This window comes from Streptomyces sp. NPDC005784 (genome assembly GCF_042871525.1).
Lineage (GTDB): Bacteria > Actinomycetota > Actinomycetes > Streptomycetales > Streptomycetaceae > Streptomyces.
Genome location: NZ_JBIAIQ010000026.1, coordinates 58,782 through 72,819, shown reverse-complemented (window position 1 = coordinate 72,819; position 14,038 = coordinate 58,782). Strand labels below are relative to the sequence as shown.

Genomic DNA, 14,038 nt, shown 5'->3' with positions numbered 1-14,038 from the left:
TCGAATTCCTTCGGTGCGAGTGCGTGACGGAGGAATCCGGGAGGCGAGGCGCACGGCGTTCCGCGAAAGGGTCATCTAATCTGGATGACGCCTGTGCGATTCCCCAGTTCAGCTGCGGAAGAGTGAGGAATTTCGATGAGGGAGCCGTTCATGAGTGACAACATCTGGGGCTACCACCCGACCGCCGGGCACATCGTGGGAACCGATCTGGTCGGGTACAAGGTGGAGGCCATCGACGGCGCCATCGGGAAGGTCGACAAGCATGCGGACGACGTCGGTTCCTCGTACCTCGTCGTCGACATCGGCGTGTGGATCTTCGGCAGGCATGTCCTGCTGCCCGCCGGCACCGTGAAGAGGGTGGACCCGGCCGAGCGGAAGATCTACGTCGCGCTCACCCAGGAACAGATCAGGGAATCGCCCGAACTCGACAGGGCCAAGCACGTCGGCGACGCCGACTACCACCAGCAGGTCGGCGGCTACTACCAGAGCCACCGCTCCTGACCCCCGGCGCCAGGCCGCAGGTGGGGGCAACCGGAGACACTCCGGTCGGCCCCCTCCCTTGCTCCTGGACAGGGCCCGGCCGCTTGCTCCGCACCGGGTCCAGCAGCTGCTCAGCCCTGGGCCAGCTCCGCCACCGGCTGCCACTTCTCCCATGACGCCAGACGCTGCTCGTAGTCGGCCTTGGCGATACCCAGCGGCGCCGAACCGAAGAAGCAGCGCAGCGGCGGCTCTTCGGCGTCCACGATTTCCAGCACCGCCGCGGCGGACGCGCGCGGGTCGCCCGGGGTGCCGACGCGCTTGCTCCGCTGTTCCTGTACTTCCTTGTGGAAGTCGGCGTACGCCGACAACTGCTGGGACGTGCTCGACGACGAACCGGCCCAGTCGGTGGCGAACCCGCCGGGCTCGATCAGAGTGACCTTGATGCCGAACGGCGCTACTTCCTGAGCCAACGCCTGGCTCATTCCTTCGAGCGCCCATTTCGAGGCGTGGTAGATGCCGACCAGCGGAAAAGCGCTGATACCGCCGATGGAGGAAACCTGCAGAATGTGGCCACTGCCCTGTTCGCGCAGGAACGGCAGTGCCGCCTGAGTGACCCACAGCGCCCCGAACAGGTTGGTCTCCAGCTGCGCGCGAGCCTCCGCCTCCGTGATTTCCTCGACCATTCCGAAGTGGCCGTAGCCGGCATTGTTGACCACCACATCGAGCCGGCCGAACCGCTCGTGCGCCAGCCTTACGGCGGCGAAGTCGGCCTCGCGGTCCGTGACATCGAGTTGCAGAGGCAGCAGCCGCTCTCCGTAGGTCTCGCGGAGATCGCCCAACGTGGACAGGTCACGCGCCGTCGCAGCCACCGAATCGCCGCGTTCCAGCGCGGCGATCGCCCACTCCCGCCCGAAGCCGCGTGAGGCGCCGGTGATGAACCAGATCTTCTGTGTCATGGAGTGCTCCTCATGAAACCCGTCGTCCACTCGGTCACCACGTCGCGTCGCGGTGCCTGTCCTACCAGCCAACACCTTCGAGTGGGCTCCAAGGCAACTCCAGCCTTCCCGGGCGCGGCTCGACGCCGGCTCCAGCTCCCCGTACGCAAGGCCTCCGCGGCCAGAAGGCTCCGCGGCGGTCCAGGGCATTTCGAAGAGTTGTGGGCGGACAGTGGTTACGCCTGTACGAGTTGCGGTTCCGGTTGTTGCGCCGGTGCGGCCTTCGGACGCCACAGGTTGGTGGTCCGCACGTAGCCGTAGACCACGGAGGTCATCGCCAGAAGAAGGCCTGGTCCGAACGCCCAGGGATATCTGGCCATTTCCAACGGCAGGTAGCGATACGACACCAGGAGCGCGATGAAGACGGTCGCGCCGTAGCTGACCAGCCGGATACCCGCCCGGTCCCAGCCGCGGTCGAGCGAGCGCATCGCTGCCTCGACCGTGAGCGCGAACACCACGCCGGCAACGAGATCCGCGCCGTAGTGGTAGCCGAATCCCAGCGTTGCGGTGAGCGTGCCGACCAGCCAGAACGTGCCTGCGAATCGCAGAGTCCGTGAGGCCTCACGCGTATGGATGAAGAGCGTGGTGGCCCAGGCGGTGTGCAGGCTTGGCATGCAGTTGCGAGGGGTGATGTCGTCGAACAAAATCTTGTGCGGGGCATGGATCGACGGCGCCGTGTGCGGCCACAGGTTGGCCGCCGCCCATTGACCGCCTTCGGAACCGTAGGCGAAGACGGGTCCGGCCACCGGGAAGATCATGTAGATGGCCGGCCCGAGCAGGCCGATGACCAGAAAGGTGCGCACCAGATGATGGCCCGGGAATCGGCGCTCGACCGCCACGTGACGCAGCTGGTACAGCGCGAAGACGGCCGCTGCCAGCGGGAGCTGACCGTAGACGAGGTGGAGAGCGTGGCTGCCGATCGGGCCGGTGGCCGCGACGATCCGGCCTGCCACCCATGACGGGTTGCCCAGCGCGTGATCGGCTGTCGCCACGTACGGGTCGAGGACGGCCGGACGGGTCTTCGATGTGATGAGCAGCCAGGTGTCGCCCGTTTTGTGGCCGGCCACAAGGAGCAGGCCCAGTCCGACACCCTTCAGCAGCAGGACACGTTCCTGGCCGGTGCGGCGCGTGATGGCGATGAACGCATAGGCCAAAATCACCCACAGCGCGCCGTTGCCGAAGCTCATCCTGGCATCGACCGCCCACCGGATCAGCAGGAAGACGACGTCGATGCCGATCGCCGCACCCAGCGCGATGAACCGTTGCCGCCAGGTGAGCACCACCATCATCAACGCCAGGCCGGCGTACAACAGCGGCCCCGAGGCGGGGGCGAGAATCACCTCCCGCGCCTGGTTGGTCATCGGTCCCGGCAGGCCGTAGCGACGCGCGACGATCTCCATCGTGACGAGGAATCCGAAGGCCACCACACCCACCGCGGCCCACAGCATCGCCTGTGGTTGACGTCGCGCAACGAACGCAATTCTGTTGTTTATTCGCGAAACTATTCGCGATGATATAGATATCAACTATTTGGCCGATTTGTTAGATGGTGGTCAAGTTGCTCACCCTTCGCGCTAGATGGCGTGTTCTTCTAGTGAAGGACGGACGATCAGGGCAATCGTCGTGAGTTCGATCATGCTATGAGCGTTACAGGCGGGTTTCAAGGGTCACAGGCGGTGCAAAGGTCAGCCAATCCTGTGATCAAGGATCTGCCGCGCGGCCCGAAAGCTGTCACCCTGGGTTCAGGCGATCTTCAATGCTCAGGAGTTTTCATGGCACGGACTGTCAGAAGAGGCAGTGGTGGGCCGGGGCTGGAGGGCCAGCCATGACGGGCCCTCCAGCCCCCGGGGGCCACTACGGACAGGACCTGTTCGAACCGGAGCACCCACAGGAAGCCGAGCGCATCGACTCGGCCGCGCTGGTCTACGACCCGGTCACCACAGGTCGTCTGCGCGCTCTGGGCTCAGGGCCGGGCAGCCGCTGCCTGGAAGTCGGGGCCGGAACGGGGACTGTGGTCCGCTGGCTGCTGGAGGAGGCGGACGCCGCGGAGGTGGTCGCACTGGACCGGGACACCGGCGGCCTGGACGACCTCGGGGGTTCGCGGGTGCGGGTCGTCACCGCCGATCTGAGGGACGAGAGCCTGGACCTGGGCAGCTTCGACCTGATTCATGCCCGGTTCGTTCTCATGCACCTGCCCGAACGCCGTCGGCTCGTCTCACGTCTCGCGCGATGGCTGAACCCGGGTGGCTGGCTGGTGCTCGGTGATGCCGTGGAGGTGCCGAATGCCCTGGACACCTCGTCGGCCTACCGGCGGACCATGGACGCCATGTGGCAGGCACTGCGGTCGACCATCGGCACCGACACGTCGGGCGTCCCGGCCTATCCGCACTTCCTGAGAGAGGAAGGCCTCCGGAACGTCGCCGGTGAACTCTTCTGCCCACCACTGGTCGCGGGCAGCCCCCTGGCTCGTTTCTGGTCCGAGACGTGGAACCGGATGCGGCCCGCCCTGGAGGAAACAGGACAAGTGGACTCGGCCGGCATCGACGACGCGCTCGCCTACCTGGCGTCGCCACAGCTCGCCGAACTCGGCCCCGGCCTGATGATGGCCTGGGGCCAGCGGCGCTGAGCCGTGGGCAGTGGCCGGTATCGCCGGCCGGCCGGCATTCACGCCACCACGTGCAAGCCCGCGGCGCGCACGAAACCGGGTCCGACGAAGGACTCGTCCAGTCGGCGGCCGGTGACCGGGACAGTGACCCGGTCCCGGACAACGACCCGTGGGTTGCCGGAGACCTCTCCTGCAACACCATCACCAAGGCCGCTCCTCCGTCCTCACGTCTGCTGAGACGGCTCGTACGTCTCGGCGGCGAGGCCGAACGTCCACGCCACTCCCTCACGGGCCGTACGGGTCGTCGGCGGGACGCGCAGCCAGTACGTACGGCTCGTGCCGTCGGGTTCCGGGGTGGAATTGACGACCTCCACCATCACCACGTCCTCGTCTCCGAGCAGTTCGACCCGCCACAGCACCCCCGTCTCGTCGCGGTGGACGGGAACCGCCCCCGACTCGTCCAGGTACCGGTCGTAGCCGTAGTACTCCAGCATCACGCGGCGCAGTTCGGCGTTCTCCTCGGCGCGGATCCGCTCGGGCGTCAGCGCGGTGAGTTCGTCGAGGAAGGTGCGCGGGACGGGCATTCCGCGCCATGCGTAGAGCTCGAACCCGTCCGCGTAGCGCAGTGCCGGACCGTCGCCCCGGTCCAGGCGTCCGGCCTCGTCGCGGCTCAGGCTCAGCGGCCTCTCGCTGAGGACCGCCACCTTCTCGTAGGGCCACCACCAGCCGGCGTTGCGCGCCACCGCGGCGATTCCGGCCAGAGCGCTCGCTTCGTCGGGGTCGAACGCGCACAGCCACGCCGCGTCGTGCTGGCCCAGGGTCGCGTCCAGGAGCAGCAGCCGGACCCGGCTCTCCTCGTGCCGGTCGGTGGCGAGGTCCTCGACGATCCCCGACCGCACCCGGTCGGCCAGCGTGCGGGTCGACTCCCACAGGGCCGCTCCCGTGGCCCGCCAGTGTCCGCTCCACCCCTCCGGCCCCAGCCGTTCGTGCGCGCGAGCCCGTTCCGCCGCCCAGGGGCCGGCGACGACCGCGCTTCGGACGCTGGGACCTGTGTCCCCAAGTCCCGCGCCGTCCACGGGCGCCGCACCCATGAGCATGCGCACGGCCTCGTGGGGCGAGCGCGCCCAGACGATACGCGCGGGCGCGTCCAGCCCCGCCTTGCGGTAGGCGAGCTTGACGCCCTCCTCGGCCGCCGCCCGGTCGCCCACTCCCGTCCGCGATGCGGTGGCACGCCAACTGTCCTGCTCCATCACGCCGTTCCTCCCCGAAATCCCCTGTGCCCGAGCGGCGCGACACCCGCGGTGCCACCCGGTCCTGCCTTCGAGCGTGCTGTCCGCACGCTCCGCGAACCACTCCGCCATCCGGAGCGGGAACCACCGACGGACACGTCAGTCGGCGACGATCCGCACCGAGCCCGGCACGTACTCCCGCTGGCGGATCACCCGGTACCAGCCCTTGTGGAGCGAGATCGCCCCGTGCTCCTCGTGCACGACCCGCGCACCGTCGGGCACGTGCAGCAGCATCGGGCCGAACACCCCGGCCTCCCGTATCAGCCGCCCCGGACCGACCACGGCATGGGCGTGCCCGGTGACTTCACCGAGGGCCAGCACGAGTCGTCCGCGTCCGTCGCGCGGCTCGGACCCCGCGTCGAGGGCGTGGTCCGGCACCGCCTTCTCGTCCAACGGCACGATCAGCACGTCTCCTTGGCGGAACATGGGTCTCCCTCCCGGCACGGCACGGGATGTGCCATGGAAAAACCGTAGAGGCGACCACTGACAATCGCCCTCCGGACCCGGCGCCGTACCCCCGATGCCTCGGCGTCATATACCCCGTGACCAGGCGTCATACCCAGCTCGAAGCCGCTCGGGCCCGCCCGCCCGCGGCCGCTCCCCCGCTTCCCGTCCCCAGGTGCCGACCCCTGTTCGCCGTGATGTCAGTGGGGCTTGGTAGAACTCGTCTACCGGGTGCGACCGCGTGCTCCGGACTCTCCACCAAGCATGTCGATCCACCGGAACCAGGACGAAGGAGCGGGCGCGCATGACCGTCCACAGCCACCTCAAGGAATTTTACGGCCTGCCGGCCTTCACCTTCCCGGGCGCCGACGACAAGTCGCCCCGGGCCACGTCACTTCCCGCGCCCGAAGCCGTCGCCTGGCGCATCGCCGTGGACGCCTACGAAAGTGAGGAGCAGTGGGAGGACGCCTTCGCGCGCTTCCTCGCTGCCGTGGACACCCAGCAGGTGCGGGCGCTGATCATCGGCGCGTGGAGCGATGTGTACGACACGTCTCCCGACTCGGTTATCGCGGCTCTGGTGGCCGCGCGCGACCGGCTGCCCGCGCTGCGCGGACTGTTCCTCGCCGACATCGTGGGAGAGGAGTGCGAGATCTCCTGGATCGTCCAGGGTGATGTGTCGCCTCTGCTGGGGGCTTTCCCCGCCCTTGAGGAATTCGGCGTCCGGGGCGGCAATCAGCTGGTCTTCCCCGCCGTCCGGCACGAGCAGCTGCGCACGCTGACCGTCGAGACAGGCGGCATGCCCGTGGAAGCCGTGCGCGGCATCGCGGGCAGCGACCTGCCCGCGCTGCTCACACTCGACCTGTGGCTCGGCACCTCCGAGTACGGGGGCGACGCAGATGTCGCCGACCTGGAGCCATTCTTCGCGGGCACCCGGCTGCCCGGCCTGATCCGTCTCGGCCTGCGCAACAGCGAGATCCAGGACGGCATCTGCACGGCGCTGGCCTCGGCCCCGGTCGTGGCGCGTCTCCAGTACCTCGACCTCTCCATGGGCGTGCTCACCGACGACGGCGCGACGGCCCTGCTCTCGGGCCAGCCGCTGACGCACCTCAAGACGCTCGACCTGCACCACAACTACCTGAGCACGGCGGTGCGGACGCGCCTGCTGGAGACGCTGGAGCCCGCAGGTGTGCTGGTCGACGTCGACCAGGACGACGCGGAGGCCGAAGAGGAGGAGGACGGGACGGTCTGGCGTTTCGTCGCGGTGGGTGAGTAGCGCCGACCGGCGCCGGAACGCGGAACGGGGAAGCGGGATGGGCGAGATGCGGACGCAGGGCGCGCCGGTGAAGTGGGCGGTCGTCGCCAACGGGGAGAACCGCCGGGTCGGCCTGTTCACGGCGGCGGCCGAGCAGGCAGGCTGCGGCACACCCCGCGTCGTCGAGTGGCGGGACGTACTGCGGGACGGCGGGCACGACTTCGCCGACGACGAGGTCGTCCGGCTGGACTCTCCCGGTGAGAACGCCGAGGTGGACCGACTGCTGCGCGGCGCCGACGAACCGACCCGGGTGGAGGGTTCCGCGCGCTGGTACGCGGGTCTCCTGGACTGCGTGGGTTCGCTGCGCGGGGGGAGGCGGCTCGACGACCCGGCGGAGCTGGCGGAGCTCTTCGACAAGCGGTTGTGCCACGCCCGCCTCGACGCCGCGGGCGTGCCGGTTCCGCAGTCCCCCACCTCCGGTGCCCGCCGAGCGGTGGAAGGCTGGAGCGGTGTCCGGGATCTCATGGCGGAGGCCGCGCTGCGGCGGGTCTTCGTCAAACTCGCGCACGGTTCGTCCGCGTCGGGTGTGCTGGCCCTGGAGACGACCGCCTCCGGCCGGATCCGGGCCACCACCTCGGTGGAACGCGCGGCGGACGGCAGCCTCCACAACTCCCTGCGGATCCGCCGCTACACAACCGAGGCGGAGATCGCCGCGATCGTGGACACGCTCGCGCCGGACGGGCTGCACATCGAGCGCTGGCTGCCGAAGGCCTCACTCGGCAACAGGTCGGCTGACCTGCGGGTCGTGGTCGTGGCCGGGCGCGCGACCCACGCCGTGGTCCGTACGAGCCGCTCTCCCCTGACCAATCTGCATCTGGGCGGGGCACGCGGTGATCTCGCGGCAGTGCGCGCGCTGGCCGGTGACCGGTGGGCAGAGGCCCTCTCCATCAGCGAACGGGCAGCCGCCTGTTTCCCCGGCACCCTGTGCGTGGGCGTCGATCTGCTGCCCGCCGTCGGCTGGCGGCGGTTCGCCGTCGGGGAGGTCAACGCCTTCGGTGATCTGCTCCCCCGCCTGACCGGACTGCCGGGCAGCGGCGCGGAAGGCCTGGACACGTACGCGGCGCAGATCGCGGCGTTCCGGTCCCTCTCCCCCGACCGGTTCCCCCTACGACCGGCGCCGCCGCTCGAACCCATTCTCAACACGCCTGCTAGGACAGCACATGCTCCAGCCTGAACCCGAGCGCACGTCGGACGTGACATCCTCCGCCCCCGAATCGGCCGGGACGCCGGACATGAACGAGGTGGTGGGCCGGGACGATCTGCTCCTGCTCACCCTCGACACCCTGCGTTACGACGTGGCCGTCGAACTCGCCGCAGCCGGCCGCCTGCCGAACCTGGCCGCGCATCTGCCCGGCGGCACCTGGGAGCGGCGGCACGCGCCGGGGAGCTTCACCTACGCCTCCCACCAGGCCATGTTCGCGGGATTCCTGCCCACACCGGCGACGCCGGGGCCTCATCCGCGGTTGTTCGCGGCACGGTTCGCGGGCAGCGAGACCACGGCGGACGGTACGTTCGTCTTCGACACCCCCGACCTGGTGTCGGCTCTCGCCGCCCGCGGCTACCGCACGGTGTGCATCGGCGGCGTCGGCTTCTTCAACAAGCAGGGCGCGCTGGGCGACGTACTGCCAGGACTCTTCCAGGAGAGCCACTGGGAGCCGGAGTTCTCGGTGGCCTCCCCGACCTCGTTCGAGGCCCAGGTCGCGCGGGCGGAGAAGACCGTGGCCGAACTCCCGGTCGAGCAACGGCTGTTCCTGTTCCTGAACGCCTCCGCGCTGCACCAGCCGAACTGGTTCCACCTGCCCGGCGCCACCCGGGAGGCGGGCGACAGCCGGGGCACCCACGCGGCGGCCCTGGAGTACCTCGACCGTCACGTCGGACGGCTGTTCCGCGCGATGAGCTCGCGCCGCCGCTGCTTCGCCATCGTCTGCTCCGACCACGGCACCGCCTACGGAGACGACGGCTACACCGGCCACCGCCTCGGTCACGACTCCGTGTGGACCGTGCCCTACAGCCACTTCTTCCTGGAGCCGACCCCATGACCCTCGCCCCAGTGGCCGCGCCGACCGGCCTGCCGCGCCCGTACCAGAGCTACACCTACGCCTATCCCCACAAGACGGCCTACCGGCCCCTCGCCCCGCGCCCGCCGCTGAAGGACCTGTGGGCCGGCGAGTCCCGGCGGTCGCTCTCGCTGTACCTGCACATCCCGTTCTGCGAGGTCCGCTGCGGTTTCTGCAACCTGTTCACCCGGATCGGTGCGCCCGGCGACCTGACGGGACGCTATCTGGACGCGGTACGGCGCCAGGCCGCCGCGATGCGCGAGGCCCTCGGCGCCGAGGAGACCCCGCGTTTCGCCAACGCCGCGTTCGGGGGCGGCACACCGACGTTCCTGGAGGCCGCCGAGCTGGAGCGGCTGTGCGACATCGCCGAGCAGGAGATGGGAGCCGATCTCCGCGCGATCCCGCTGTCCGTCGAGGCCTCGCCCTCCACCGCCACGGCCGACCGGCTGGCCGTGCTGGTCGAGCGGGGCACCACCCGCCTCAGTCTCGGGGTGCAGAGCTTCGTCGAGGAGGAGTCCCGTGCCGCCGTACGACCGCAGCGGCGCTCCGACGTCGAGGCGGCGCTCGGACGGATCCGCGAGGCGGCCGTCCCCGTCCTCAACATCGACCTGATCTACGGCATCGACGGTCAGACCGCCGCCAGTTGGCGTCTCTCCCTGGATGCGGCCCTGGCCTGGCGACCCGAGGAGATCTACCTCTATCCCCTCTATATCCGCCCCCTCACCGGACTCGGCCGGCACAGCGACGCGCGGGCGGCGGACCGGGAATGGGACGAGCAGCGCCTGCGCCGGTCCCGGGAGGGCCGCGACCACCTGCTGGAACACGGCTACGAGCAGGTGTCGATGCGCATGTTCCGGCGCGCTGACGCACCACCTCAGGGACCGGACGACTACGCCTGCCAGACCGACGGCATGATCGGCCTCGGCTGCGGTGCCCGTTCGTACACCTCGACGCTGCACTACTCCTTCGACTACGCCGTGTCGATGCGGGAGATCCGCGGCATCATCGACGAGTACACCGCCACCGAGGACTTCTCGCGCGCACTGCACGGCCGCCGTGTCGACGAGGACGAGGCACGGCGCCGGCATCTCCTTCAGTCCCTGCTCCAGGCCGAGGGCCTGCCCGTCGCGGACTACCGCCTGCGCTTCGGATCCGATCCGTACGACGACTTCCCGTCCGAGCTGGACACACTCGGCGCACGGGGATGGCTCACGCACACCGGGGACGAACAGCTCCGGCTCTCCGCGGAAGGACTCGCCCACTCGGACGCGATAGGCCCCGAATTCTTCTCTCCGGCCGTGCGGGACGCCATGGCCGCCTACGAGACGAAGTGAGGCTTCCGTGGACCTGACGATCCTGTACCGCGGCCCGCTCGCCTCCTGCGACTACGACTGTCCGTACTGCCCGTTCGCGAAGCGCCGCGACACCACCGCACAACTGCGGGCCGACCGCGCGGCGCTGGAGCGGTTCACGGCGTGGGCGGGCGAGCAGCGCGAGGACCGGCTCTCGGTGCTCTTCACCCCGTGGGGCGAGGGGCTGGTCCGCTCCTGGTACCGCCGCGCACTCGTGCAGCTGTCGCACCAGCCGCACATCCGGCGCGTAGCCATCCAGACGAACCTCAGCTGCCGTACCGACTGGCTGGAGGAAGCGGACCGGGACACTGTCGCGCTGTGGTGCACGTACCACCCCGGGCAGACACCGCACGAACGGTTCGTCGCCAAGACCCGGCAACTGACCGCTCTGGGCGTCCGCTTCAGTGTCGGCGTCGTCGGCCTGCCCGAGCACAGGGAACCCGCGCGCAGACTGCGCGCGGAACTCCCGGAGCACGTGTACCTGTGGGTGAACGCCGCCGAAGGCCACACGTACACGGACGAGCAGGCCGACGAGTGGACCGAACTCGACCCGCTCTTCCCCTACAGCCGCCACCCGCACCGGTCGGCGGGCCTGCCCTGCCGCACCGGCGAGTCCGTCATCTCGGTCGACGGCGACGGAAGAGTGAACCGCTGTCACTTCGTACGGACCGAGCTGGGCCGCCTGTACGACGGCTCCTACCGCGCCGCACTCGCCCCACGCCCCTGCCCCCTGACAACCTGCGACTGTCACATCGGCTACGTACACCTGGAGACGCTTCCGCTGTACGACGTGTTCGCGGGCGGCGTCCTGGAACGCGTCCCGCGGGCGCTGCCGGACCGCGCGCTTCTTCCGGTGATCCCGTCAACCGGCTAGGTCCGAAGGCCGGTTCGGCTCCCGGCTCTTCGAAGATCCGGTGCGCGCTCCTCCGCCCCACAGCACGCTCCGGGTGGCAGCGTTCACATATCTTCCAACGCAACACGACGCCGACTCGTTCCAGTTCTCCATGTGACTCTTCCCGCCCGGTCCATGCCTTCTTTTCACAGTGATCGCGACCCCATACTCCGAGGTCGGCGAAGGCGGCGAACTGCGGTAACCGGAGTCAGTACCGCTCAGGATCGCCCGCCCGCGCCCAAGGACCGGAGCGCCCTGTCAGGCGCTCCAAAGTCGTAGGGAAGGACTCAGTCTTGATCTCGGACACGACCACCGCGGCGGCCGCGGGTACCTGGCTGCTCGGCGACCGGGAAGTCAACCGTCTCGGCTTCGGCACGATGCGCCTGGCGGGGAACGGCATGAGGGGGAACTCTGTCGGCGCCCCAGCCGACCGCGACCTTGCGGTCAGGGTCCTGCGCCGTGCGGTCGAGGCCGGCGTGAACCACATGGACACCGCCGCGTTCTACTTCTCCCCGTTGTGCTCCGCCAACGAGCTGATCAACCGGGCGCTGGCCCCGTACCCCGATGACCTGGTCATCGTCACGAAGGTCGGGCCAGGACGGAGCCCGTCGGGTGAGTGGCTGCCACCCGCGACCCCCGAGCAACTGCGCGGCCAGGTCGAGGAGAACCTGCGCCAGCTCGGCCGCGACCACCTCGACGTCGTCAACCTGCGCAGGATGGACCAGGACTCGATCGCCGAACACTTCGGCGCCCTGGCCGAGTTGCGCGACGCCGGGCTCATCCGCCACCTGGGCATCTCCAGCGTCAAACCCGAGCACCTCGCCGAAGCCCAGGCCATCGCGCCGGTGGTCTGCGTGCAGAACTGGTACGGCCTCGACCGCCGACTCGCGGATGAAAACGGCCTGTTGGACAGCTGCGGCGAGCAAGGCATCGCGTTCGTACCGTACTTCGCGATCTCCGGCGAGCGGCGCGAGGGGAGCGCAAGCGACACGCACCACGACGAACTGCTCGCCGTCGCGCGCTCACACGGCGCGACGCCCGCGCAGGTCCGGCTGGCGTGGACCTTGCACCGTGGACCACATGTGCTGGCCATCCCGGGCACGCGCAGCCCTGACCACCTGACCGAGAACGTCGCCGCAGGCGCGCTGCGGCTCTCGCAAGACGATCTGGCCCGCCTCGAGCGCCTTCACCAGAGATGAGACTCCAAGGGTCACGCACTGCGGTCGGCGGAGAAAGGCCGTCGATTCCACTGACCAGCAGGATCCCCTGACCGACGGCTACGGTGCTTGGTCGGTCCTCCTTCTCCGCATGGCAAGGACCCTCTCCCTGACCTTGGGAGAGGAGGGGCCAGGGGTTCGTGGGTTGCGTAGATGATGCGGCCACTCAGCGAGTCGACTGCCGGCAGGTCCGATCGCCTTCCCGGGAGGTAGCGCCATCGAGTGGCGTGCCCGACCCGCCCGAAGGCCGGCCCCCGGCCCCGTTCAGAGTGGCCGCCATCCAGCCCGGCCTTATCAGCCATCGCGCCTTCGGGCGACGTAGACGGTGTTGGCCGCGGTCCCGCCTTGAAGCGGGTTGTCGAAGTCCACTACGTGCGCGGCGGTCTCCACGAGGACTTCCGCGAGCACCGAGCTGAATTCCTTGTCCGGTGGGTCGTTCGACCAAAGCGCGAACACCCCGCCGGGATACAGCAGTTCGGCCAGAGCCGTCAGACCGGTCCGTGTGTAGAGCACGGCGTGGTCGGGGTGCAGCACATGACGCGGCGAGTGGTCGACGTCCAGCAGGATCGCGTGGAAACGGCGGCCGGGAGTTTCGGGGTCCAGGCCGCGCGGCGCCGCACCGGCACCTTCGGCAGCCTCGTCTCCCGCCGATGCCGAAACGTCCGCCCCCGCGCCCTCGGCAGCCGGCGGTCCGCCCGCCGCGTTCCCAGCAGTCATCGCGAAGAAGTCCCCGTGCACCAGGCGGCATCGGGGGTCCGACGCCAGTCCCGCGCCCAGCGGAACAAGCCCGCGCCGGTGCCAGTCGATCACTTCGGCCAGGGTGTCGACGACGATGAGCGAGCGCACTCGCGGATCGTCCAGCGCCGTCCTGGCCGTGTACCCGAGACCGAGTCCACCCACGACGACGTCGAGGGGGCCCTCGGACAACTCCGCCAGGCCGAGCCGGGCCAGCTCGACCTCGCCCGTGGTGAAGAGACTGGACATCAGGTACTCGTCACCGAGCTTCACCTCGTACACGTCCTCGCCCGACAGCGGATCTCGCCGACGGCGCAGGCTGATCTCGCCCATGGCCGTCGGCCGCCAGTCGATCTCCTCGAAACGTGCGCTCATCCGATGCCCTTCTCCCCAACCTCGTCCCACCTCCGCGGGCCGAGGGACAGCCGTGAGCGCCGACTGCCACGGACGGTTGAGGTACGGAACAAGAAGGCACCGCACCGTCCGGCTCGGGCCCGACGCTCTGGAGGATCTTCACACGGAGCGCTTCTGACGGGGTGGTCAAACGGCCGTACGGCACCGGATCGAGTCCGCCTGCCCGTTCCGCCGTCGCCGCAGGGCTGCCTCACACCTTCACAGAACCACCTGCGCCACCCAGCTCAGGTCGGCACGGCAGCACGA

13 protein-coding genes are annotated in these 14,038 nt (G+C 69.4%); 8 read left to right on the top strand and 5 right to left on the bottom strand.

The annotated features are described in order from the left end of the window. The first annotated feature begins 150 nt into the window (after window positions 1–150). Window positions 151–501, top strand: coding sequence for a PRC-barrel domain-containing protein (locus ACFYR3_RS31740; RefSeq protein ID WP_355843083.1), 351 nt, complete (start codon window positions 151–153; stop codon window positions 499–501). 110 nt (window positions 502–611) lie between these two features. On the opposite strand, the gene ACFYR3_RS31735 is transcribed toward ACFYR3_RS31740, so the two are convergent. Next, window positions 612–1,436, bottom strand: coding sequence for an SDR family oxidoreductase (locus ACFYR3_RS31735; RefSeq protein WP_356780149.1), 825 nt, complete (start codon window positions 1,434–1,436; stop codon window positions 612–614). 215 nt (window positions 1,437–1,651) lie between these two features. Beyond that, window positions 1,652–2,923 carry a phosphatase PAP2 family protein gene (locus ACFYR3_RS31730; RefSeq protein ID WP_355843089.1) on the bottom strand — a complete coding sequence of 424 codons (1,272 nt, stop codon included), beginning with the start codon at window positions 2,921–2,923 and terminating at the stop codon, window positions 1,652–1,654. Between the two features lie 377 nt (window positions 2,924–3,300). Between ACFYR3_RS31730 and ACFYR3_RS31725 the strand changes: the two genes are divergently transcribed. Continuing rightward, window positions 3,301–4,101 (top strand): class I SAM-dependent methyltransferase, encoded by an 801-nt coding sequence (locus tag ACFYR3_RS31725; RefSeq protein WP_389285366.1) that lies wholly within the window; start codon window positions 3,301–3,303, stop codon window positions 4,099–4,101. 203 nt (window positions 4,102–4,304) lie between these two features. Here the strand turns inward: ACFYR3_RS31725 and ACFYR3_RS31720 are convergent, their stop codons facing one another. Both ACFYR3_RS31720 and ACFYR3_RS31715 read right to left on the bottom strand, forming a co-directional pair. Next, window positions 4,305–5,333 carry a DUF6745 domain-containing protein gene (locus tag ACFYR3_RS31720; protein WP_355843095.1) on the bottom strand — a complete coding sequence of 343 codons (1,029 nt, stop codon included), beginning with the start codon at window positions 5,331–5,333 and terminating at the stop codon, window positions 4,305–4,307. A 135-nt stretch (window positions 5,334–5,468) separates the two neighbouring features. Then, complete coding sequence (locus tag ACFYR3_RS31715; RefSeq protein WP_355843097.1) at window positions 5,469–5,795, bottom strand: hypothetical protein; 327 nt, start codon at window positions 5,793–5,795, stop codon at window positions 5,469–5,471. A gap of 322 nt (window positions 5,796–6,117) precedes the next feature. Between ACFYR3_RS31715 and ACFYR3_RS31710 the strand changes: the two genes are divergently transcribed. From ACFYR3_RS31710 to ACFYR3_RS31685, 6 genes are all read left to right on the top strand, one after another. Further along, a complete protein-coding gene (locus tag ACFYR3_RS31710; RefSeq protein ID WP_389285364.1) occupies window positions 6,118–7,086 on the top strand; it encodes an STM4015 family protein in 969 nt (322 codons plus the stop codon). Between the two features lie 37 nt (window positions 7,087–7,123). Further along, window positions 7,124–8,299 (top strand): STM4014 family protein, encoded by a 1,176-nt coding sequence (locus ACFYR3_RS31705; protein WP_389285362.1) that lies wholly within the window; start codon window positions 7,124–7,126, stop codon window positions 8,297–8,299. 58 nt (window positions 8,300–8,357) lie between these two features. Next, a complete protein-coding gene (locus ACFYR3_RS31700; RefSeq protein ID WP_356780242.1) occupies window positions 8,358–9,164 on the top strand; it encodes an STM4013/SEN3800 family hydrolase in 807 nt (268 codons plus the stop codon). Next, window positions 9,161–10,516 carry an STM4012 family radical SAM protein gene (locus ACFYR3_RS31695; RefSeq protein WP_389285361.1) on the top strand — a complete coding sequence of 452 codons (1,356 nt, stop codon included), beginning with the start codon at window positions 9,161–9,163 and terminating at the stop codon, window positions 10,514–10,516. Before ACFYR3_RS31700 ends, ACFYR3_RS31695 begins: the two co-directional genes overlap by 4 nt. Window positions 10,517–10,523: 7 nt before the next feature. Beyond that, window positions 10,524–11,408 (top strand): STM4011 family radical SAM protein, encoded by an 885-nt coding sequence (locus ACFYR3_RS31690; protein ID WP_356780137.1) that lies wholly within the window; start codon window positions 10,524–10,526, stop codon window positions 11,406–11,408. Between the two features lie 311 nt (window positions 11,409–11,719). Continuing rightward, window positions 11,720–12,625, top strand: coding sequence for an oxidoreductase (locus ACFYR3_RS31685; RefSeq protein WP_389285359.1), 906 nt, complete (start codon window positions 11,720–11,722; stop codon window positions 12,623–12,625). A gap of 312 nt (window positions 12,626–12,937) precedes the next feature. Here the strand turns inward: ACFYR3_RS31685 and ACFYR3_RS31680 are convergent, their stop codons facing one another. Continuing rightward, window positions 12,938–13,753 (bottom strand): spermidine synthase, encoded by an 816-nt coding sequence (locus tag ACFYR3_RS31680; RefSeq protein ID WP_389285357.1) that lies wholly within the window; start codon window positions 13,751–13,753, stop codon window positions 12,938–12,940. Between the last annotated feature and the right edge of the window lie 285 nt (window positions 13,754–14,038).